Source organism: Azospirillum sp. CT11-132 (assembly GCF_047302835.1).
In the GTDB taxonomy this organism is placed as follows: Bacteria; Pseudomonadota; Alphaproteobacteria; order Azospirillales; family Azospirillaceae; genus Azospirillum.
Genome location: NZ_JBGLZA010000003.1, coordinates 1,244,805 through 1,265,942 on the forward strand (window position 1 = coordinate 1,244,805; position 21,138 = coordinate 1,265,942).

The window sequence follows — 21,138 nt, forward strand, 5'->3', positions numbered from 1 at the left end:
GTTGGGGCGGGCGTCAGCCCGGCGGCATCGCTCCGGCACGGGCGTCCTGCATGGGACGCTGTTCCGCCTGATGCCGCCACGCCATCGCCTCGTCCTCATCCTCCGCGCCACCGGCCCAGGCCGGGACGACGGTCTGGCGCAGCTCGGCCAACGCGACCAGCGCTTCGCGGTCGCCGGCCGCGGCGGCGGCCTGCAGCCAGAGCGCGGCTTCGGCGGCATCGCGCTCCAAGCCGACGCCCTCGCGCAGGCAGAGGCCCAGGCGGTACTGGGCGGCGGGGTGGCCCTGTTCGGCGGCGGCGCGCAGCCAGCGCACCGCCTCGACCTCGTCGCGGTCGACGCCGCGGCCGTCGAGCAGGAGAAGGGCGAGGTTCACCTGGGCGGGGGCCGAATGCTGCAGAGCGGCCAGCCGGTACCACAACGCCGCCTTGGCCGGGTCGCACGGCACGCCGGCGCCATGTTCATGCATGAAGCCCAGGTTGTTCTGCGCCCCGACATCGCCCTTGGCGGCGGCACGGCGGTACCAGGACACCGCCCGGCGCGGGTCGGGCGGCACGCCGATGCCGTTGGCGAGCAGGAAGGCCAGCATGGTCTGCGCCGCGACATGGCCCTGACGGGCCGCGCGCCGGTACCAGGGCACGGAAGCGACGACATCGGACGTTCGCAGCATCTCCGCCAGCCGGTACTGCGCGTCGCTGTCGCCCAGTTCTGCTCTCATCCGGGTCCAAAGCGTGGGCATGGCAAGCGTGGACATGGCGCCGTTACCTTCGTCAATTGTCCCCCGGGATCCGCAACACGAACAGCGCGCGAACCGGCTTTATTCCATTCGCCGCTTCGTTGTGGACCGTCCCGTCGCCCCGAGTCTGTCCCGCTGGCGGTCCCGGTTCAACCTCTCCAGCCGGCGGTCGAGGAATTGTCACGCCGGCGCCTTTGGTTAGGGATGACCATCCGTTCGTGCCCTGCTATACCCGAACGTATAAGGGGAAAGGTGTGGTGATGCAGAGGATTGCCGGCTGGATGCGGATCCGGAAGACGACATGGTCCGCTGCCGCCCTGGCCGCAGCGCTGGCGCTGGCCGCCTGCTCCTCCGCCCCGAAGCCGCCGCCGCCGACCACCATCCGGCTGACGGTGGTGGGGGCGAAGGCGCTGAACCCCGATCCCAGCGGCCGGCCGTCGCCCGTGATGCTGCGGCTCTACCAGCTCGGCCCCAGCGACGCCTTCGCCAACGCCGATTTCTTCCAGGTCATGGACCAGGACAAGGCGACGCTCGGCCCCACCCTGCTTGACCGGCAGGAACTTGCGGTGCAGCCCGACGGCCGGCAGACCGTGACGATCCAGCCCAAGCCGGACGTCAAGACGCTGGCCATTGCTGCCGCCTTCCGCGCCTATGAGGAAGCCGGCTGGCGCGCCCTGCAGCCGGTGGAGCCGAACAAGGCGAACAATTTCGTCCTGACCGCCAAGGGCAGCACCATCACGCTGGTCCGGCAGGATGGCGAGGACGGCGACGCCACAGCCGCCGACGGCGAGGACAAGGGCGACAAACCCGACGCGGAGAAGCCAGCTGCGGACAAGCCCGCCGCTGAAAAGCCGGATGCCGAAAAGCCGAAGGCGGAAAAGCCCAGCGCCGAAAAGGCTGAACCCGCGCCGAAGATCTCCACCGACCAGCCGCCCGTTGCCAAGCACAACCTGATCGTGAAGGGGCCGTCATGAGCGTCCGGCCGCCGCCCGACAAGAACCCGTTCGACGAACCGGACGACATCGACGCCACGGTGATGCAGCCGATGGCGTTCCAGCGCCCGTCCGCACCAGCCGGGGGTGCCGCCGCTGCCGCTCCGGCGGCCGGATTGGTACCGCCCGCCTTCGGCCAGGGTGCTGCGTCCTACGCCCCGTCCCCCTCGCCGACAGCCTTCTCGCCGCCCGCCTTCGCGTCGGCCAAACCATCCACTCCAGCGGCTTCCGCCCCTGCCGCCTCCGGCTTTGCTCCATTCTCTCCCGGTTTCCGGCCGCTCGACGATGCGACGCTGGCGGCGCTGACCGCGGTCAGCGACAACCCGCTGGTCACCGCCGCCGCCCCCATCCTGGCGACGGTGGTGCGGCTGCGCGACCTGCCCCAGCACCGCGACGTGGAGTCCCTGCGCGAGCGGGTGATCGCGGAGATGCAGCGGTTCGAGGCGGCGACGGTGCGCGCCGGGCTGCCCGCCGCCCAGATCCGCAGCGCCGGCTATGCGCTGTGCGCGACGGTGGACGACGTGGTGCTGGCGACCTCCTGGGGCAACCAGAGCCTGTGGGCGCACAAGAGCATGGTCTCCACCATCCAGAAGGAGACCTGGGGCGGCGAGCGCTTCTTCGACCTGCTCGACCAGATGGCAGAGGCGCCCGACCGCCACCTGATGGAGCTGGAACTTTACTACCTCTGCGTTTCGCTGGGGTTCGAGGGCAAGTACCGCGTTCTGCCGCGCGGCTATAGCGATCTGGCGAAGCTGCGCGACCGGCTGTACCGCGTCATCCGCAAGCAGCGCGGCGAGGCGGAGCGCGACCTGTCGCCCCACTGGCGCGGGCAGGCCGACGGCTTCCGTCCGCTGGCGGCCACCATCCCGCTATGGGTTCCGGCGGTGGTGATCGTGGCGCTGCTGGCGGCGCTCTATGCCTGGTTCGTCTTCGCGCTCGCCGACCAGTCCGATGCCGCCTACCGCCGCTTGGCCGGGCTGATCCCGGACAAACCGGTGCAGGTCGTGCGGATCGAGGCGCCGGCCACCCTGCCCGCCCCGCCGCCCAGCCGGACCGTGGCCGACCGCGTCGCCGCGGCGCTGGCCGCCGACATCAAGGCGGGGCTGGTCGAGGTCAGCGGCGGCACCGATGGCCGCGTTCTGGTCCGCACCCGCCTGAACGTCTTCGCATCGGGCAGCGACCGCATCGAACCGCGCTATGTCGAGCTGTTCAAGCATGTTGCCGAGGCGCTGCGCTCCGAAAAGGGCCGCATCGCCGTGATCGGCAATACCGACAGCGTCGCCATCCGTTCGCTGCGCTTCCCGTCCAACCAGGAATTGTCGGAAGCGCGGGCCGACAAGGTGCAGCGGCTGATGACCGAGATTCTGGGCGCCGACGCCGCGAAGGACGGTGGAAGCCGCCTGAGCGCCGAAGGGCGCGGCGACACCGACCCGATCGCCCCCAACACGACGGCGGAGGGCCGGCAAGCCAACCGGCGCGTCGACATCGTGCTGGCGCCCTGACCGATGGCGAAACACCGATGCTGAAATCCATCCTCTCCGCCCTGACCTCCCGCTGGTTCCTGACGCTGGCCGCGGCGCTGTGCCTGGGCGCCATCGTCTGGTTCCTCGGACCGCTCGTCGCCGTGTCCGGCACCTTCCCGCTGGAGGATGCGACCATCCGGCTGGCGGTGGTGTTCGGCATCCTGCTGGTGTGGGCGCTGGCGATGCAATGGTCGCTGTACCGCCACCGCAGCGCCAACGACCGCATGGTACAGGCGCTGACCAAGGCGACGCCGGCCGCCAAGGGCGATCCCGATTCCGAAGCGGTCGGCCAGGAGACCGACCTGCTGCGCGGCCGGCTGCGCGAGGCGCTGGACCAGCTGCGCAAGGCGCGCTTCGGCGGCAAATGGGGGCAGCGCTATCTCTACCAACTGCCTTGGTATCTGCTGATCGGCGCGCCGGGGGCGGGCAAGACGACGGCACTCGCCAACTCCGGCCTGCGCTTCCCGCTGGCCGCGGAGATGGGGCGGGCGGCGCTGCGCGACGTCGGCGGCACCCGCAATTGCGACTGGTGGTTCACCGACGAGGCGGTGCTGATCGACACCGCCGGCCGCTACATCACCCAGGACAGCCAGCCGGCCATCGACGGCAAGGTGTGGAAGAACTTCATCGCCCTGCTGAAGCGCCACCGCCCGCGCCAGCCGGTCAACGGCATCCTGCTGGCCGTCAGCCTCGCCGAGCTTGCCGCCTGGAGCGAGCCGGAGCGCAAGGGTCATGCCGAACAGCTGAAGCTGCGGCTGAAGGAGCTGCGCGGACAGGTCGGATCGCGCGTGCCGGTCTATGTGCTGCTGACCAAGGCCGACCTGATCGCCGGCTTCGCCGAGTTCTTCGACGACCTCAGCCGCGAGGAGCGCGAACAGGTCTGGGGCGTCACCTTCCCGCTGGACGACGGCAGGAAGGGCGACGACGCCCCGGTCTACCGCTTCGGCGAGGAGTTCGACGCGCTGACCGGCCGTATCGCCCGCCGTGTGCTGGATCGCGTCCATGGCGAATCCGACATCCAGCGCCGGTCGCTCGACACCCTGTTCCCGGCGCAGATCGCCGCGCTGAAGCCGGCCATCGCCGACCTGCTGATGGTGATCTTCGAGCCCAACCGCTACGAGGAGCGGGCGCTGCTGCGCGGTGTCTATCTGACCAGCGGCACCCAGGACGGCGCGCCGGTGGACCGGTTGTCGGAGATGGTGGCAGGGTCCTTCGGGCTGGAGCGGCCGGTGCTGCCGGCGGCCAGCGGCGGGCGCAGCTTCTTCCTGACGCGCACTTTGCGCGAGGTGGTGTTCGCCGAGGCCGGGCTGGTCGGCGCCGACAGCGGGCTGGAGCGGCGGCGGCGCCTGCTGCGCAGCGGGGCGATGGCGGCGATGCTGCTGGCCGGGCTGGCGGTCGCCGCCTTCTGGGCGAACAGCTTCGTCGGAAACACCGCGCTGGTCGCCGGGGTGGATGCCGCCGCCGCCAAGGCGCAGGCCGAGCTGGAGCCGCTCGCCGTCGCGCCGCGGTCGCTGACCAAGGTGGACGACACTGATTTCATCACCATCGTGCCGCCGCTGAACACGCTGCGCGCCATCCCCGCCGGCTGGACCGAACCGCCGCCGGTGGAGATGACCGGCGGCCTCTATCAAGGCGACCGGCTGGGCCGGCAGAGCGGGACGGTCTATGGCCGGGCGCTGAACGCCGTGCTGCTGCCGCGCGTCTTCCTGCGGGTGGAAGGGCAGCTGCGCCACGAGCGCGGCCGGCCCGAATACCTGTTCCAGGCGCTGAAGGTCTATCTGATGCTGGCCGGCAAGGGGCCGATGGACAAGGCACTGGTGTCGGAATGGATGGCGCTCGACTGGATGGCGTCTCTGCCCGGCCCCGCCTATGACGGCATCCGGCGCGACCTGCGCACCCATCTCGACGCCATGCTGGCCGCCCCGTTGCCCGCCATGTCGCCGGACGAGGCGCTGGTCGAGGAGGCGCGGCAGAGCCTGACCAGTTATCCGCTGGCAGAACGCGGCTTCGCCATCCTGCGCGACCGTCCGGAGATCCAGGCGCTGGCCGACTGGCGGCTGGTCGACAATGCCGGGCCGCTGGCCGGGCGGGTGCTGATCCGCCCGTCGGGCAAGCCGCTGTCGGACGGCGTCCCCGGCCTCTACACCTATGACGGCTTCCACAAGGCGGTGCTGCCGGCGCTTCCCAAGGTCGCCAAGGCGCTGGTGGCCGAGAACTGGGTGCTGGGCCAGCCGAGCAGCGGACCGCAGGCCCTCGCCAGCGCGCAGCGGCTGGAACAGGGCATCCTCGCCGTCTATCTGGACCGCTACGCCCGCCAGTGGGACGAGATGCTGGGCGACGTGGTGATCGTGCCGCTGCGCAGCCTCAACCAGGCCGCCGACGTGCTGAACACGCTGTCCGGCCCGCAATCGCCGCTGAAGCTGTGGCTGACCGCCATGGTTCGGCAGACCACGCTGGCGCCCGGCCCGGCCGACAAGCTCAATGGCGACAAACCGGCGGACGGCAAGGGGCCGGTGGCCGGCGGGCCGTTGGCTGGAGTGGCGCAGCAGGCGCAGGTGGCGGAGAAGGCGGTGGACTCCACCGGCACCAACGCCGCCTATCTGGCGCGGCTGGCCGGCGTCTCGCTCCAGCCGGAGGGTCCACCGCCGGGCCAGCCGATCAACGACCATTTCAAGGCTCTGCGCGAACTGGTGCAGGGCGAAGGCGGCGCACCGCCGAAGCTGGACGAGTCACTGAAGTTGCTGGGCGAGCTGTATCAGCAGATCGCGCGGGCCGCCAACGCGCCCGACCAGAACGGCGCGCTGCTGGCCGGTCTGGCCGGTGGTGGCGACAAGGGTGCGGTGGCGGCCCAGCTGCGCACTCTCGCCCGCGACCTGCCCGACCCGGTCGGCGGCATGGTCGCCACCGTGGCGCAGAGCGCGGCGACGGTCAGCGCCGGCGGTGCGCGGACGCAGATCAACAGGGCGTGGCAGTCAACCGTCCTGCCCTTCTGCCGGGCGGCGCTCGACAACCGCTTCCCCATGGTGCCGAACAGCCCGGTCGACGTGACCTCGGCCGATTTCGCCAAGCTGTTCGCACCGGGCGGCATGATCGACCAGTTCTTCAACACCAACCTGCGCCCCTTCGTCGACATGACGGTCAGCCCCTGGGCGTGGCAGAAGGTGGATCAGGTCGATCTGGGCATCCCGCCCGCCGTGCTCGACCAGTTCGAGCGGGCGGCGCGCATCCGCGACAGCCTGTTCCCGGCTGGGGCCACCGCCGCCAAGGTGGTGTTCGAGATCACGCCGGTGGAACTGGACGCCAAGGCGACCCAGGTGGCGATGGACATCGACGGCCAGACGCTGATCTATCAGCACGGCCCGCCCCGCCCGCAGGTGATGAAATGGCCGGGGGCGGAGGGCACCAGCAGCGTGCGCCTCGGCTTCGGCCCGCCGCTGCCGGGCGAACCGGCCGGCATCTCGCGTCAGGGTCCCTGGGCCTTGTTCCATTTCCTCGCCGACGGCAAGCTGGAGTCCACGCCGCAGCCCGACCGCTTCACCTTCTCGGTGACGGTGGGCACCCGCAAGGCGGTCTTCGCCCTGCGGGCCGACAGCGTGAACAACCCCTTCGGCAAGAACCTGCTGGAGAGTTTCCGATGCCCGACGGCGCTGTAGGCGGCGTGCTTCCCGGCCCCATCGGCCCCTATCGGGTCGAGGGGGTGCTGGGCCAGGGTGCGATGAGCGTGGTCTATCGCGCCACCGACGGGCGATCCGGACAGCCGGTCGCGCTGAAACTTCTGCGCGCCGAGCTGCTGGCGGCGGCGGAACGCAACGCCGTCCTCGCCCGCTTCGGGCGGGAGGCGCAGATCGGCCTGAAGCTGGACCACCCCAACATCGTCCGGGTCCATGACTACGGCACCTTGGACGCCGCCCAGGGCGACGCGCCCTACCTCGCCATGGAGCTGATCCAGGGGCGGGAGCTGAAGCAGTATCTGGAGGCCGACACCCCGCTGTCGGTGCAGCAGGGCGGCGCGCTGATGGCGGCGGTGCTGGACGCGCTGGCCTTCGCGCATGCCCGCAACGTCATCCACCGCGACATCAAGCCGGCCAACATCGTGGTGCAGGAGGATTTGACGCCGAAGCTGGCCGATTTCGGCATCGCGCAAATCTCCTCCTCCGACTTGACCCAGGCCGGCGACCTGCTGGGCACCCCCGCCTACATGGCACCGGAGGTGCTGCGCGGGGAGAAGGCCGACGCGCGCAGTGACCTGTTCTCCGCCGGGGTGGTGCTCTATTACCTGCTGGCGCAGCGGCGGCCCTTCTCCGGCTCCGTCGCCACGGTGATGCAGCAGATCCTGTTCGTCGAGCCGCCGCCGCCGTCGCACGGCAATCCGGAACTGCCGCCGCCCTTCGACACGGTGATCCTGAAGGCGCTGGCCAAGGCACCGGCCGATCGCTACGCCAGCGCCGCGGAGTTCGCCGAGGCGCTGCGCCACGCGCTGGCGGTTGCCGGCACCATGCGGGTGGCGGTGCCGACGGCCGAGCTGACGCTGTTCAATGCGGAGGTTCCGACCGTCGCCCCCTTGCGCGACCGGGATGCGCTGGCGGCGGCGCTGGAAGCCGCCCTCCGCGCCATCCCCGGCCGGCCGCTGGATGCCCGCAAGCTGACCGAGCTGCTGGACATGCTGGCGGACTGGCAGGCGGGCAGCGGCGGCGACGTTCAGCGCTGGCAGTCGGTGCTGCTCGGCGCCGGGATCGAGCCGCTGACCGAGTTGATCGTCGCCTCGACCCCAGCCCCGCGCGCCGCCCCGGCCAGCCAGCGGCGCGACTGGATGCCGATGGTCCGGCTGTTCGCGGCGATGACGCGCGCGCTGGCCGGCACGCCGGCGGCGGATCGGGCGAAGATGGCGGCGGCCCGCATCGCCTTCGACCTGTCCGGCCGCTTCTTCCTCTATTCCGGCGAACTCAACCGCGTGCTGATGGACGGCGACAACCCGGACATCCAGATGCTGTCGCTCGACTTCCTGCGGCTGGAAATCCTGCAGCACGCGCTGGAGGAGCTGGGCGCCGAGGCCGAACTGGCGCAGAGCCGCAGCGCCATGCTGATGTTCGCCGTGCAGGTCATCCGCAAGGTGACGCAGATCCTGCGCGCCTGCACCGACGGCAATGACGGGCTGGCCCGCTTCGGCGTCGCCATCATCCTCGCCAACATCGAGGAGCTGATCGTCATGGCGCAGCGCCTTTTCGAGACCGGCGGCCAAGCGACCGGCGGCCTGCCTCAGGACGCGGTGGCCGAGTTCATCGCCGCCGCCGGCCGCTTCGCCAGCCTGTCGGTTGAAGAGCTGCGCGGCGAGGTCGCGACCGGAGCCGGCACGGCGGAGAGCTTCGCCGCCCGGCTGCGCGGCGTCGGCCAGCTCTATCTGTTCGCCACCCGGCTGACGGCGCCCGATTGCGCGGCGCTGATGCACAGCCTGTCGACCATGCTGTATGGCCTCGTCGCCGGGCTGACCGCCGATCTGGGCAATGCGCCGGTCGGCGACACCGGCGCACGAAGCCGTCTGGTGGCGCTGGCGGAGATGGCGAGCGGGCTCGGCTGGAGCGAGGTGGAGCGGATCGCCCTGACGGCCCTGCGCCGCTGGGCAGTGGCCGGCGTGGCGGCATAACGGGCGGAATGGAGGCAGAGGAGCGGATGGACGATACCCTGACGAACCGCCTGGAGATGGTCCTGCGCAACGACCTGTCCGAACTGGAACGGCTGGCCGCCGCGGTGGACGAGTTCATCGAGCGCAACGACCTGCCCCCCGCCCTCGCCTTCAAGTTCAACCTCTGCTTCGACGAACTCATCACCAACACCGTGTCCTACGGCTATGGCGATGCCGGCCCGCACGAGATTCTGGTGCGGATGGAAGCGGACGGCACCGAGCTGAGGGCGGAGGTGGAGGACGATGCCGACGCCTTCGACCCCTTCGCCGAAGCCCCACCCCCGGACCTGACCAGCGAGGTCGGCGACCGCCGTGTCGGCGGCCTTGGCGTGTTCCTGGTCCAGAAGACGATGGACCACGCCAGCTACCGGCGCGAGGGCGACCGGAACCTGATCCTGCTGTCCAAGAGCATCGGCTGAGGGCCGCGGGGCTGAAGGCTTGCGGAAAGACGCAACCGGAAGCGGCAGCGCACTCTGCAAAACTCACTTCAAAAAATCGTCATCCATGCCTTGTCGACCTTACGGTTCGACCCAAAAGCCGGCGGTCCGGACAAGTCCCCATCATCGATAAGGTCATATTGATGGCCTTGCGGACTTCCCGCGGTTTTCATCGAATGTCGGCAAATTGCCTTCCATGACAATCCAGCAAAGCAGAGCGTTTCGCTCTGCAACAACCCGACACATGACAAGCCGGGCAAATTCTTGCAATATTGGGGATAGCCCCAGGTTGCGGGCGGGATCGGCCATTCGGGCTTCTCGCGGCGGGCTCGGGGCAATGCCATGGAAGGCAAACGCTAACGTGTGGAGTCGACGCATCATGACCGGGTCGCAGTGCCAAGAGGCACGCCTGCGTCTTGGCTGGTCGACACGGATGCTGGCGAACAAGGCCGGCGTTCCGTGGTACGCCGTGATGAATCTCGATTACGGAACGGGCGAGGTCGACCCGGCCATCGTCGATGCCCTCGCCCGCGCCTTCAAACAGGCCGGCTTGGAGTTGCGCTGAGCCCAATGCCTCTCTCCCGCCCCGGGAGATAGCTTCCCCTTCATTTCGTTTTTCCGGCAGTCTTTCCAGCTTTGCCCTTTTCCGCCGGGCGGTCGATGTGTTTGGCCGATTCGGTATCGGGGGTGATCGGTTTGCCGGTATCCGACACCGCCTTGGCCGCGTCGAGCGGATCGGCGATGTCGCGGTCGGGTTCGTTGGACAGCACATTGCTGCTGGCGGGTTTCTGGTCTGCCATGGGATGGCTCCTTCGATAGGGTCTCGCACACCACAACAGCCCGGCGCGACGGAAGTCCCCTAGTCGCCGATCCCCTTCTGCGCCAGCACCAGGAAGACCTTCTCCTCCAACTGGTCGGGCGTGAAGGGCTTGGCGATGTAACCGCTGACCTGATGGGCGAGCGCCTTCTTCACCGCCTCCAGCGTCGCCAGCGCGGTGACCATCAGGAACGGCAGGTCGCTGCGGGACTCGCGGACCTGCTTCAGCAGGTCGAGACCGCTCAGACGCGGCATCATCCAATCGCAGATGATCAGGTCGTAGGCCGTTCCATCAGTCTGGAAACGCTCCAGCGCCTCCTGCCCGTCGGCGGCGCTGTCGACATGGCCGATGCCGAGGTCCTGCAGGACGGAGGCGACCAGGGCGCGCGGCCCGGCCTCGTCATCCACCACCAGCACGCGCTGCGCGGCGAGGTCGATGAAGGGCACGCCCACCATCGCCAGCGATTGCCGAAGCCAGTTCGCCCGCGCCGCCCGTTCCTTCGCCCCCGGCGCGTTCAGCAGCACATGGCGGACGAAGCGCGGGCGGTGGCAGTGGCGGTAGAGCACACGGGCCACCGCCAGCCGGCTCTTGCCGCTGCAGATCGCCCCCTCCCCCGCCAGCCGGACGATGTCGAGCACGCTGTCCACCGGCGGATCGTCCTTGGCTTGGATCAGCGGGGCCAGCACGCGCTGGGTGCGCAGAAAGGCGTTCTGGATGTCGTCGAGCTGGCTGCCGAGATACTCCCGCTCCTCCTCCGGGAAGGCGCTGGACAGCACCATGCGCTGCACCTCAGCCAGCCCCTTCAGCTTCTCGTTCCGGTCCTTCCAGCAGTCCAGCAGGCGGCCGGCGAAGTCGCGGCTGTCGAAGAAGCTCTTCAGATAATCGGTCACCGCCTTGGCCGCGGAGGGCGACAGCGGCATCTTCTGAAGCACGAACAGGATGCGCAGCTTCTGCATGAAGTTGCGGCCGCGGGTGATCTCCGGGACCGTATCCTCGTTGACCAGCAGGGCGGTGCGGCGCTGAAGGGCCGCCTCGGTGCGAGCGCCGCCGACATAGGCGCCCTCGCGGTCGCGCAGGCGGGCGGACAGGTCGCTCAGCGCCAGGATCTCGCGCTGCACAGCCTCGATGCCGAACATGTCGCCGGCGCTGGCGATCGTGAAGCAGGCGGGCTTGGCCATCTCGCGGCGGAAGGCGGCGGCCAGCGCGTCACGCAGCCCCGGCATCGGCACCCGGCGCATCAGCGCGTCAAGCCGCCGGAACACCGGCGGGGCTTCGTCCGGCATCGGCCGGTCGGCGGCGATCAGCGTCACGATCAGGTCGATCAGCGTGACGAAGGGCGCATCGCGCGCACAGGACGCGGTGCCGGCGTCGCTCAGCAGGATTTCGCCCAACAGCCGCTCCAGCGGCGCCAGCGCGTCGGGATGCTCGGTGGTCTCCGCCAGCTCCAGCAGCGAGTCCGCCTTCTCGGCGAAGCTGCGGCAGGTGGCGATGTGCTGGGTGACGGCGGCGTCGAGCAGGAAGCGGCCGAGGAAGCCGCCGACCGACAGCAGTTCCGCCGCCGTGCCGGGATAGGCATCGGGCAGGAAATCGGGCGGCGGGTTTTCCTTCAGCCGCTCGCGCGACAGCCGGGCGATCTCGTTGACCAGCGGGGTCATCCCGCCCTTGCGGTCCATCGCCCGCTCGGCCTGGGTCAGGATGGCGACGAAGGTGGCGGTGTTGGACAGCGCCGTCTGGTGGCGCGGGTGGTGCAGCAGTTCCGTCGCGGTCAGCGCGTTCTCGTCGAGGAAGCGGCGGCAGAAGCGGCCGACGCCGTCGCGGCCGGCGGGCGTGTAGAAGTCGGCAGGCTCGCGGCAGGCGGCGGGAGGCGTCCCCTCCGCCTCGTCCGGCGCCGGCTCCGCTGCCGGCCCCTTTACCGAAGTGTCGTGACGGGGCGCCTCCATCCCCGTCCTCACAAGGCCAGAAGATCGCGGAGCGCGGCCAGCAGCCGTTCCGGCGTCACCGGCTTCATCACGATCTGCCGCCCCTCCTGCGCCGTCAGCCCGGCCGCCGTCTCGCGCGAGGCATAGCCGGTCAGGAACAGGATGGGCAGAAGCTGGTTGCGGGTCTCCAGCGCACGGGCCAGTTCCAGGCCGTTCATCCGCGGCATCGACACGTCGCTGACCACCGCGTCGAACAGGCCGCCGGCCTCGTCGTAACGGGTCAGCGCCTCTTGCCCGTCCGACGCCTCCACCACCGTGCAGCCGGCCTCCTCCAGCACGAGGCGCAGGTAGCGGCGGACCGAGTCCTCGTCATCGACCAGCAGGATGACCGCCCCCTCCCCCTCGGCGACGTGCAGGGGGTCGAGCCCGGCCGGCTCGGCGGGCGTATCGACGGCCGGCAGGTAGAGCGCGAAGGTGGCGCCGTGCCCGGCCTCCCCTGCCATGTCCTCCAGCTCGACGGCACCGCCGGATTGCTGCGCCGTGCCGTAGACCATCCATAGGCCGAGCCCGGTGCCCTTCCCCGGCTCCTTGGTGGTGAAGAAGGGCTCCCAGATGCGGTCACGGATCTCCGCCGGGATGCCCGTGCCCTGGTCCGTCACGCGGATCACCACGTAACGGCCGGGCTTCAGACTGCGATGGCGGGCGAAGAAGGCATCGTCGGGCGTCTCCACCGCCAGGGCGATGGTCAGGGTGCCGCCGTGGGGCATGGCGTCGCGCCCGTTCAGCGCCAGGTTCAGCAGCGCCTGATTCAGCGTGACCGGGTTGACCAGCACATGCGCGCCCTCATCCTCCGCCAGGATCGCCACATCAATGCCGGCGCTGAGCAGCGGTTTCAGGAAGACGCGCAGGTCGCGCACCAGCGGCGCGACGGCCACCACCTCGCGTTCATCGGTGACGCGGCGGTGGGAGAAATCCAGAAGCTGGCCGGTCAGCGCCGCCGCCCGTTCGGATGCCTTGGCGATCTCCTGCACGCAGGTCAGCACGCGGTCGGGATCGGCGGGGTTGCGTTCCGCCAGCCGGGCGAAGCCGCCGATGGCGGTCAGCATGTTGTTGAACTCATGGGCGATGCCGCCGGCCATCCGGCCCACCGCCTCCATCTTCTGGGCGCGCTGCAGCTCGCCCTCGACCCGGCGACGGTCGGTGATGTCGTTCAACACCAGCAGCACCGCCGGCCCGCCGGAATAGACGGCCTGGCTGGCAGCGACCTCCAGCCGGCGGCGCTCGCCGTCGGGGCGCAGGGCGTCGCATTCCAGCCGCTGCTCCTCGCCGTCGGCCGCACCGGAGAGCATCGCCGCCAGCGCGTCGCCATCCTCCAGGAAGCCGGCGAGCGGCAGGCCTTCCAACGCCTCGGCTGCCATGCCCAGGATCGCGGCGGCGGCGCCGTTGGCGAAGCGGATGGCGGCGCAGTCCCAGATGACGATGCCGTAGGGCGCCAGTTCCACCAGCTGGCGGTAGCGCAACTCGCTTTCGCGCAGGGCGGCGACGGTCCGTTCGAGGCGGGCGGTCTGGTCGGCAAGCTCCTGCTCACGCGTCTTCAGCTCGGTGATGTCCATCAGGATCTTCACCACGCCGCCGGTACCGGTGGCATGTTCGCTGATGCGGTACCAGCGCCCGTCGGACAGCCGGCCGTCGACCGGGGCGGAATGCTGCAGGTGGCGGGTCAGCCGCTGCTCCACCCAGGCGCCGATGTCGTCCGCACCCTCCAAACCGCCACGCTCGGCCGCCGCGCGCAGGATCTCGGCAAAGCTGCGGCCGGGGGTCAGCATGTCGGCGATGGTGGGATAGGCGCGGCGGTACTGCTCGTTGCAGATCAGCAGCCGGCCGTCGGCGCTGAACAGGACGAAGCCTTCGGACACGCTGTCGATGGCATCATGCACCACCGCCTGCATGAAGCGCGCCTCCACCAGCGCCAGCGTTTCGACGGTGGCATCGACGCCGCAGCCGCGATAGCCGCGGAAGCGCCCGTCGGCACTGCGCACCGGATCGGCGCTGAGCCGCAGCACGAGGTCGCGGCCGTCCACCCCCTCGAAGCTGACCTCCAGGTCGCGGAAGGGCCGGCCGGCCTCGATGTCGGCATGGTATTCGGCCCAGGTCGCCTCGTCGGCGACCAAGGTACCCAGGTCGAACAGCGAATCGCCGAACACCGTCCGCGGATCGCAGCCGAGCAGAGCCGTCAGCCCGCCCGACAGCGACAGATAACGGTGGTCCGACCCGGTTTCCCAGAACCAGCCGGGGGAGACGGCGGCAAAGTCGCGGGAACGGGCGCGCAGCCCCTCCAACTCGTCCCGCGCCTGGAGCAGGGCGGCGTCGGAGCGGGCCAGGGCCGAGGCGGCGGACCCGGCACGAACCGCGCTCCACAGCGCCAGCCCGCCGGCGACCGCCAGCGCGGCGGCGGCCGGCAGATCGATCCGGCCGGATACGGACAACGCCAGAAGCGTGCCGATGCCGGTCAGCCCGGCCAGGGCGCCGGGAAGCGAGGCGGAAAGACGGGACGGCCCGGTCACCGGTTCAGCGGCACCCGCAGTGCGGAGCGGTCGGTCGGTGTCTGCAACGTCCACAAAGCCTCCGTCGGTCCGGAAGATCGTCCGGCAGCAATGCCGCCGAACTGTCCCGTCTTAGAAGGTCAGGCGTTAACAGCAGGTTTAGCACCCCAGCTTTGGCACGGATGCGACAGCCTGAAGCAGTTCCGGCGACCGGCGGGAGATCCGGGATGCGACGGTGCCCGTATCAACGGGTTGACGTTGAAAAGCCGGTGAGTTTCGCAAGGAAGGACCCCACCATGCCCCCCGCCACTCCCCCCGCTACTCCCACTGGCGCCCCGAAGGCCGACGTGATCACCTGGAGCAACCTGCCGGCCCAGACGGCGGACGGCGTGGAGCGGCGCAGCTTTCCCGGCACCGGTGCGTCGCTGAAGCACATCGTCATCAAGGCCGGGACCGCCGCCCCGCGCCACGCCCATGCGCACGAACAGTTCGTCATCGTCGTGGAAGGCCGCGCCCTGCTGACCTGCGAAGCCGGCCCGGTGGACTTGCGGCCTGGGATGGTCATCCGCTTCGACCCCGAGGCCTGGCACAGCGCTGACTTCATCGAGGACACGGTGCTGATCGAGGTGAACCTGAACCCGGCGGGGTGAAGCCGCCGGGATGCTGGAGGCGACCGCTCAGACGTCGATGTCGATGTCGATCTCGCCGTCGTCTTCCGGGGCGCGGCCGAGCAGCAGGTCGGCGGCGTCGAGAGTCAGCGCCTCCACCTCCTCGTTGCGCTCCTCGTCGGGAAGGCGCAGCGCGTGCATCACCTGGGTCGCCAGATGGATCAGCATGGCGCGGACGCAGTCGTCCTCCGGATATTCCAGCGCCACCACATCCTTCAGGAAGGCGCCCAACTGTTCCGGCGTGTTCCACGGATGGGTGATGACGGATTCGAAGCCGCTGGTGCCGAGGAAGACGGAGTTGAGCGCGATGGCCTGACGGTTGATGCCGTCCACCGCCTCGTCCTGGTCGAGCTTGCCCTGGAGAACCTGATTGAAGGCGTCCAGGCTGAGGTCGATGAACTGGCGGACCAGCAGCCGCACCACGGATTCGTCGGACAGGTCGTTGCGGGCCTGCGGCTGGGTCAGCACCGGCAGCGGTTGCAGCAGCGCCGCGATGATCGGCTTTGCGGATTGGGATTCCATCGCGGGCAACTCCTGTCGGGATCGGCCCCGGCGTCTGCGGGGCAACATGTTCATGGCCCCCGATACTGCCAGAGCTTGACGCAAAACGCAAAAAGGGCCGCCCCCTCTCGGGAGCGGCCCTTTCGGCAAGCCTGACGAAGGTCAAGCGCGCAGGATCAGCCGACCAGCTCGATGCCGGCGAAGAAGAAGGCGATCTCCTGGGCGGCGGTCTCCGGGGCGTCCGAACCGTGGACCGAGTTGGCCTCGATCGACTCGGCGAACTCCTTACGGATGGTGCCCTCGGCGGCGTTGGCCGGGTTGGTGGCGCCCATGATCTCGCGGTTGCGGGCGATGGCGTTCTCGCCTTCCAGAACCTGCAGCACCACCGGACCGGAGATCATGAAGGAGACCAGATCGCCGAAGAACGGACGCTCGCGATGCACGCCGTAGAACTGCTCGGCCTGGGCCTTCGACAGCTGGACGCGCTTCTGGGCGATGATGCGCAGGCCGCCGTCTTCGAACTTGGCGTTGATCTTGCCGGTCAGGTTGCGGCGGGTGGCATCGGGCTTGATGATCGAGAGGGTCCGTTCGACGGCCATGGTGGTGACTCCTGCGGGAATGGGGCTTTTCGCCGATTTAAAAACACGCAGGCGCCGCCGGAAGACCGGGGCGCCGGATGGGCCGCTTTATAGAGGCGCTTTCGCGGCGCGGCAAGGCGTTCGTTGGGGGGCGGGCGTCGCCTGCCTCCCGAAAAAAAGCGGCCGCGCCGGCATCCCGTCGCGGCCGGAGTCGAGGAGGCATTGCGGAAACACGGAGTCAGGTCAGGATTTCAGCGCGCCCAGCTTGGCCTGTGCAGCGGCCAGACCGTCCTTTCCGTCCAGCGTGGTGACGCCGGACAGCCAGGTCTTCAGGATGGCGGGATTCTTCTTCAGCCAATCGGCGGCCACCGCTTCCGGCTTGCGGCCGCCGTTCATGATGCCGTCCATCACCGAATTCTCCATGTCCAGGGTGAAGACCAGATTGGACAGGAACTTGCCGACATTCGGGCATTCGGCGGCATAGCCCTTGCGCACGTTGGTGCTGACGGTGGCGCCGCCGAAATTCGGGCCGAACCAGTCGTCGCCGTCGGCCAGATAGGTGATGTCCATCGTCTTGTTCATCGGGTGCGGCGCCCAGCCCAGGAAGACGATCCACTTCTTGGACCGGACCGCCCGCTTCACCTCGGCCAGCATGCCGGCCTCGCTGGATTCCACCATCTTGAAGTCCTTCAGCCCGAAGGCGTCGGCCTTCAGCATCTTGTCGATGACGAGGTTGCCGTCATTGCCGGCCTCGATGCCGTAGATCTTGCCGTCCAGCTTGTCCTTGTACTTCGCCAGATCCTTGAAGCTCTTCAGCCCGGCCTCGGCGGCATAGGTCGGCACGGCCAGCGTGTATTTGGCGCCTTCCAGGTTGACGCGCGTCACCTCGACGGAGCCGTCCTCCAGCACCGGTTTGATGAAGGTCTCCATGGTGGGCATCCAGTTGCCGAGGAACACGTCCAGCGACTTGGTCTTCAGCCCGAGATAGACGACCGGCACCGACGAGATGCTGGTGGTCGGCTGGTAGCCCAGCGCCTCCAGCGTGACCGACGCGAGCGCCGTCGTCGCCGCGATGTCGGTCCATCCCACGTCGCCGAAACGCACCGCCTTGCAGGATGCCGGATCGGCGGCGACCGCCGGCAGGGCGGCAGTCCCGGTTGCCAGCATCAGGCCGACGGCCAGACCGCAGAGTTTACCGAATGTATTGCCCATATCCCTGTTCTCCTTGCTTGTGGTTGTCGTTGTCGGCTTGCGGGGTCAGGCCCGCAGTCGTTGTTCCCTCTGGCTCTCCTTCCGGGTCTCCTTTTCGTTGATGGCGGCCTCGGCGACGTAATAGGGGACGTCGGCGCGCGGCAGCGGCGGACGGCCGCGCACCGCGTCGGCGAGCTTCTCCGCCATCATGATGGTGGGCGCGTTCAGGTTGCCGGTAACGATGCGCGGCATGATCGAGGCGTCGATGACGCGCAGGCCCTCCAGCCCATGCACCCGGCCCTGACCATCCACCACCGCGCCGTCGTCGGTCCCCATCCGGCAGGTGCCGCAGGGGTGATAGGCCGTCTCGGCGTGATGGCGGACGAAGGCGTCGAGGTCGGCGTCGGTGACGCAATGGACGCCGGGGCTGATCTCCTCCCCACGATAGGGAGCCAGGGCGCGCTGCCGCATGATGTCGCGGGTGATGCGGATGCCGGCGCGGAACTCCCGCCAGTCCTGCGGATCGGCCATGTAGTTGAACAGGATGCTCGGCGCCTGCCCCGGATCGCGCGACCGGGCATGGACCCGCCCCTTGCTGGGCGAGCGCATCGAGCCGACATGAGCCTGGAAGCCGTGCGCCTCCACCGCGTTGGTGCCGTTGTAGCTGATGGCGACGGGGAGGAAATGGTACTGGATGTTGGGCCAGGGCACGTCGTCGCCGGTGCGGATGAAGCCGCCGGCCTCGAACTGGTTGCTGGCGCCGATGCCGGTGCCCAGGAACAGCCATTCGGCGCCGATGGCCGGCTGGTTCCACCATTTCAGCGCGGGATAGAGCGACACCGGCTGGCGGCATTCATACTGGATGTACATCTCCAGATGGTCCTGGAGATCGCCGCCGACTCCCGGCAGGTCGATCACCGCCGGCACACCCAGCTCGCGCAGCAGTGGCGACGGCCCCACGCCTGAGCGTTGCAGGATCGCCGGAGAGGCGATGGCACCAGCGCACAGCAGCACCTCCCGCCGCGCCCGCGCCGTCACCGGCGTGCCGTTGCGCAGATAGGCGACGCCGACGGCGCGGCGTCCGTCGAACAGGATGCGGTCGGTCATCGCGTGGGTGACGATGGTCAGCCCCGGCCGCCCCCGTGCCCGGTCGAGATAGCCGCGGGCCGTGCTGCAGCGCCGGCCCTGCGCGGTCACGGTGCGGTCCATCGGGCCGAAACCCTCCTGGCGGTAGCCGTTCAGATCGTCGGTGCGGCCATAGCCGGCCTGCGCCCCCGCCTCCACCATCGCCTCGTAAAGCGGATTGACGCCCGGCTTGGCGGTGGTGACGAACAGCGGTCCGTCGCCGCCGTGATAGGCATTGGGGCCGATGTCGCGCGTCTCCGCCTTGCGGAAATAGGGCAGGCAGTCGAGATAGCTCCAGTCCTCCAGCCCCGGCAGCTCGGCCCAGCCGTCATAGTCCAACGCATTGCCGCGAATGTAGCACATGCCGTTGATCAGCGACGAACCGCCCAGCCCCTTGCCGCGCCCGCACTCCATCCGGCGGTTCTCCATGTGCGGTTCGGGTTCGGTCTCATAGGCCCAGTTGTAGCGGCGGCCCTGCAGCGGAAAGGCCAGCGCCGCCGGCATCTGGGTGCGGTAATCCAGCCGGTGGTCGGGTCCACCCGCCTCCAGCAGCAGGACGCTGACGCCGGCATCCTCCGTCAGACGGCAGGCGAGGACGTTGCCCGCCGACCCGGCGCCGACGATGATGTAGTCATACTCGCGCGCCGCAGGGGCTATCGTGGACATGGCGGCGGGCACAGCGGTGCCGTTCTCCGGCGCAGCGGCCCCGGAGGTCGGTGAATTCGACATCGAACACCCCTTTTTCGAAAGGTGGCCTTTTCTGAAAGACGGCTCAGAACACTGAGGAGTAGGCTCCCAACTCGACCTGGACCGACTTCACGCGGGTGTAGTGGTCCAGCGTCTCGACCCCGTTCTCGCGGCCGATGCCCGACTGCTTGTAGCCGCCGACCGGCATCTCCGGCGGCGATTCACCCCAGCTGTTGATCCAGCAGATGCCGGCCTCCAGCCGGTGGATCACCCGGTGGGCGCAGGCCAGATCGGTGGTGACCAGTCCGGCGGCAAGGCCGTAGCTGGTGGCGTTGGCCCGCGTGATGACCTCCTCCTCGTCGTCGAAGGTCAGGATCGACAGGACGGGGCCGAAGATCTCCTCGCGCACGATGGTCATGCCGTCGTGGCAGTCGGTGAAGACCGTGGGCGCCACATAGGCACCGCGCGCGAAGGCGGCCCCCTCCGGAACGCCGCCGCCGGCCAGGAGCCGCGCGCCCTCCGCCTTGCCGGCCTCGATGTAGCGCAGCACCTTGTCGCGGTGGGAGAAGCTGGCGAGCGGACCGAAATTGGTGTCGGGGTCCAGCGGATCGCCCATGCGGATGCGGCGCACGCGGGCCATCAGCCGGTCCTCGAACGCAGCCGCGATGCTGCGGTGGACAAAGACGCGGGTGCCGTTGGTGCAGACCTGACCGGAGCTGTAGAAGTTCGCCATCATGGCGATGTCGGCAGCGCGGTCGAGGTCGGCGTCGGCGAAGACGATCAGCGGCGATTTCCCGCCAAGTTCCATCGTCACTTCCTTCAGGGTCGATCCGCCCGCCGCGGCCATCACCCGCTTGCCGGTCTCCACCCCGCCGGTGAAGGACAGCTTCTCGATGCCGGGATGGGCCGCCAGCAGGGCGCCGACCCGGCCGTCACCCTGCAGGACGTTGAACACGCCGTCGGGCAGCCCGGCCTCGCTGTAGATCGCCGCAAGATGCAGGGCGGTCAGCGGCGTCACCTCGCTCGGCTTGAAGATCATGGCGTTGCCGGCGGCCAGCGCCGGAGCCGATTTCCACAGCGCGATCTGGATCGGGTAGTTCCAGGCGCCGATGCCGGCCACCACCCCCAGCGGCTCGCGGCGGGTGTAGACGAAGGAGGTCGGGCGCAGCGGGATCTGGCGGCCTTCCAGCGCCGGGGCGAGGCCGGCGTAATATTCCAGCACGTCGGCACCGGTGACGATGTCGACCGCCCGCGTCTCGCTCAGCGGCTTGCCGGTGTCCAGCGTTTCGATTTCCGCAAGCGCGTCGTTGCGCTCGCGCAGCAGGGCGACGGCCCGGCGCAGCATCCGCGCCCGCTCCATCGCCGTCATCGCCGCCCACACCGCCTGCCCGGCGCAGGCGCTGTCGACGGCGCGGTCCACATCGGCGGATGTCGCCTGCGCCACCTCGGCCAGAGTTTCCCCGGTCGCCGGATTGACGGTGGCGAAACGCTCCTCACCCTCGCCTTCAACAGGACGGCCGTGGATGTAATGGGCCTGCCGTCCGAATCCCATCATGTCCCGTCTCCCTGGTTCCGGGTCTCAAAGGTGCATTGGATCGCAGCACGATCATTCCAGGGGACAGACTGATTTTTATTGATTGAACGTTCAATTAAAAAAGACCGGGTGGCGATTCCGTTCTCCGGAATAGTCGTGTTCAAACAAATTCGTTGCCCCGCGACCGGCCGCAGGCCCGGCATTCGGGC

The 21,138-nt window shown here is 69.3% G+C and carries 16 protein-coding genes; 7 read left to right on the forward strand and 9 right to left on the reverse strand.

The annotated features are described in order from the left end of the window. Window positions 1–13: 13 nt before the first annotated feature. Window positions 14–751 (reverse strand): tetratricopeptide repeat protein, encoded by a 738-nt coding sequence (locus ACCD06_RS11625; protein ID WP_413340777.1) that lies wholly within the window; start codon window positions 749–751, stop codon window positions 14–16. A gap of 263 nt (window positions 752–1,014) precedes the next feature. Here ACCD06_RS11625 and tssJ point away from each other — a divergent pair, with 263 nt between their 5' ends. The 6 genes from tssJ to ACCD06_RS11655 all read left to right on the forward strand — a co-directional run bounded on the left by tssJ (window position 1,015) and on the right by ACCD06_RS11655 (window position 9,930). After that, the gene (gene tssJ, locus ACCD06_RS11630; protein WP_413340779.1) at window positions 1,015–1,707 is read left to right on the forward strand and encodes a type VI secretion system lipoprotein TssJ; all 693 of its coding nucleotides are present in this window, start codon (window positions 1,015–1,017) and stop codon (window positions 1,705–1,707) included. After that, window positions 1,704–3,227 (forward strand): type IVB secretion system protein IcmH/DotU, encoded by a 1,524-nt coding sequence (icmH, locus tag ACCD06_RS11635; RefSeq protein ID WP_109073043.1) that lies wholly within the window; start codon window positions 1,704–1,706, stop codon window positions 3,225–3,227. The genes tssJ and icmH overlap by 4 nt, the downstream gene beginning before the upstream one ends. A 17-nt stretch (window positions 3,228–3,244) precedes the next feature. Continuing rightward, entirely contained in the window at window positions 3,245–6,901 is a 3,657-nt protein-coding gene (gene tssM / locus ACCD06_RS11640; RefSeq protein ID WP_413340782.1) for a type VI secretion system membrane subunit TssM, read from the forward strand. Further along, window positions 6,883–8,889, forward strand: coding sequence for a protein kinase domain-containing protein (locus ACCD06_RS11645; protein ID WP_413340784.1), 2,007 nt, complete (start codon window positions 6,883–6,885; stop codon window positions 8,887–8,889). Before tssM ends, ACCD06_RS11645 begins: the two co-directional genes overlap by 19 nt. 26 nt (window positions 8,890–8,915) lie before the next feature. Beyond that, complete coding sequence (locus ACCD06_RS11650; protein WP_413340786.1) at window positions 8,916–9,347, forward strand: ATP-binding protein; 432 nt, start codon at window positions 8,916–8,918, stop codon at window positions 9,345–9,347. Window positions 9,348–9,744: 397 nt separating this feature from the next. Continuing rightward, complete coding sequence (locus ACCD06_RS11655; RefSeq protein ID WP_136704195.1) at window positions 9,745–9,930, forward strand: hypothetical protein; 186 nt, start codon at window positions 9,745–9,747, stop codon at window positions 9,928–9,930. A 40-nt stretch (window positions 9,931–9,970) separates the two neighbouring features. On the opposite strand, the gene ACCD06_RS11660 is transcribed toward ACCD06_RS11655, so the two are convergent. From ACCD06_RS11660 to ACCD06_RS11670, 3 genes are read right to left on the reverse strand one after another with little or no spacing between them, the layout of a single operon-like run. Next, window positions 9,971–10,165, reverse strand: a complete 195-nt coding sequence (locus tag ACCD06_RS11660) for a hypothetical protein (protein ID WP_109073039.1) — start codon at window positions 10,163–10,165, stop codon at window positions 9,971–9,973. Between the two features lie 59 nt (window positions 10,166–10,224). Further along, a complete protein-coding gene (locus ACCD06_RS11665) occupies window positions 10,225–12,123 on the reverse strand; it encodes a response regulator (protein WP_413340789.1) in 1,899 nt (632 codons plus the stop codon). An 8-nt stretch (window positions 12,124–12,131) separates the two neighbouring features. Then, on the reverse strand, window positions 12,132–14,666 hold the full coding sequence (locus ACCD06_RS11670) for a response regulator (RefSeq protein WP_413340791.1): 2,535 nt from the start codon (window positions 14,664–14,666) through the stop codon (window positions 12,132–12,134). Between the two features lie 275 nt (window positions 14,667–14,941). Here ACCD06_RS11670 and ACCD06_RS11675 point away from each other — a divergent pair, with 275 nt between their 5' ends. Then, the gene (locus ACCD06_RS11675) at window positions 14,942–15,295 is read left to right on the forward strand and encodes a cupin domain-containing protein (RefSeq protein WP_413340793.1); all 354 of its coding nucleotides are present in this window, start codon (window positions 14,942–14,944) and stop codon (window positions 15,293–15,295) included. A gap of 27 nt (window positions 15,296–15,322) precedes the next feature. Here the strand turns inward: ACCD06_RS11675 and ACCD06_RS11680 are convergent, their stop codons facing one another. From ACCD06_RS11680 to betB, 5 genes are all read right to left on the reverse strand, one after another. Then, on the reverse strand, window positions 15,323–15,835 hold the full coding sequence (locus ACCD06_RS11680; RefSeq protein WP_109074353.1) for a hypothetical protein: 513 nt from the start codon (window positions 15,833–15,835) through the stop codon (window positions 15,323–15,325). A 155-nt stretch (window positions 15,836–15,990) separates the two neighbouring features. Next, a complete protein-coding gene (ndk, locus tag ACCD06_RS11685; RefSeq protein ID WP_085089708.1) occupies window positions 15,991–16,413 on the reverse strand; it encodes a nucleoside-diphosphate kinase in 423 nt (140 codons plus the stop codon). 222 nt (window positions 16,414–16,635) lie between these two features. After that, on the reverse strand, window positions 16,636–17,604 hold the full coding sequence (locus tag ACCD06_RS11690; protein WP_109074354.1) for a choline ABC transporter substrate-binding protein: 969 nt from the start codon (window positions 17,602–17,604) through the stop codon (window positions 16,636–16,638). Between the two features lie 45 nt (window positions 17,605–17,649). Then, window positions 17,650–19,374: a choline dehydrogenase gene (gene betA / locus ACCD06_RS11695; RefSeq protein ID WP_109074364.1), complete on the reverse strand. Its 1,725-nt coding sequence runs from the start codon at window positions 19,372–19,374 to the stop codon at window positions 17,650–17,652. A 106-nt stretch (window positions 19,375–19,480) separates the two neighbouring features. Next, window positions 19,481–20,950: a betaine-aldehyde dehydrogenase gene (betB, locus tag ACCD06_RS11700; RefSeq protein ID WP_413340796.1), complete on the reverse strand. Its 1,470-nt coding sequence runs from the start codon at window positions 20,948–20,950 to the stop codon at window positions 19,481–19,483. Window positions 20,951–21,138: the final 188 nt, after the last annotated feature.

Coding starts and splice junctions, on each gene's coding strand:
- betA (WP_109074364.1), bottom strand. CDS start 19,374: ATGTCCACGATAGCCCCTGCGGCGCGCGAGTATGACTACATCATCGTC.
- ACCD06_RS11690 (WP_109074354.1), bottom strand. CDS start 17,604: ATGGGCAATACATTCGGTAAACTCTGCGGTCTGGCCGTCGGCCTGATG.
- ACCD06_RS11675 (WP_413340793.1), top strand. CDS start 14,942: ATGCCCCCCGCCACTCCCCCCGCTACTCCCACTGGCGCCCCGAAGGCC.
- tssJ (WP_413340779.1), top strand. CDS start 1,015: ATGCGGATCCGGAAGACGACATGGTCCGCTGCCGCCCTGGCCGCAGCG.
- ACCD06_RS11660 (WP_109073039.1), bottom strand. CDS start 10,165: ATGGCAGACCAGAAACCCGCCAGCAGCAATGTGCTGTCCAACGAACCC.
- tssM (WP_413340782.1), top strand. CDS start 3,245: ATGCTGAAATCCATCCTCTCCGCCCTGACCTCCCGCTGGTTCCTGACG.
- ACCD06_RS11645 (WP_413340784.1), top strand. CDS start 6,883: ATGCCCGACGGCGCTGTAGGCGGCGTGCTTCCCGGCCCCATCGGCCCC.
- ACCD06_RS11665 (WP_413340789.1), bottom strand. CDS start 12,123: ATGGAGGCGCCCCGTCACGACACTTCGGTAAAGGGGCCGGCAGCGGAG.
- ACCD06_RS11625 (WP_413340777.1), bottom strand. CDS start 751: ATGTCCACGCTTGCCATGCCCACGCTTTGGACCCGGATGAGAGCAGAA.
- ACCD06_RS11650 (WP_413340786.1), top strand. CDS start 8,916: ATGGACGATACCCTGACGAACCGCCTGGAGATGGTCCTGCGCAACGAC.
- ACCD06_RS11680 (WP_109074353.1), bottom strand. CDS start 15,835: ATGGAATCCCAATCCGCAAAGCCGATCATCGCGGCGCTGCTGCAACCG.
- ACCD06_RS11655 (WP_136704195.1), top strand. CDS start 9,745: ATGACCGGGTCGCAGTGCCAAGAGGCACGCCTGCGTCTTGGCTGGTCG.
- icmH (WP_109073043.1), top strand. CDS start 1,704: ATGAGCGTCCGGCCGCCGCCCGACAAGAACCCGTTCGACGAACCGGAC.
- ndk (WP_085089708.1), bottom strand. CDS start 16,413: ATGGCCGTCGAACGGACCCTCTCGATCATCAAGCCCGATGCCACCCGC.
- betB (WP_413340796.1), bottom strand. CDS start 20,950: ATGATGGGATTCGGACGGCAGGCCCATTACATCCACGGCCGTCCTGTT.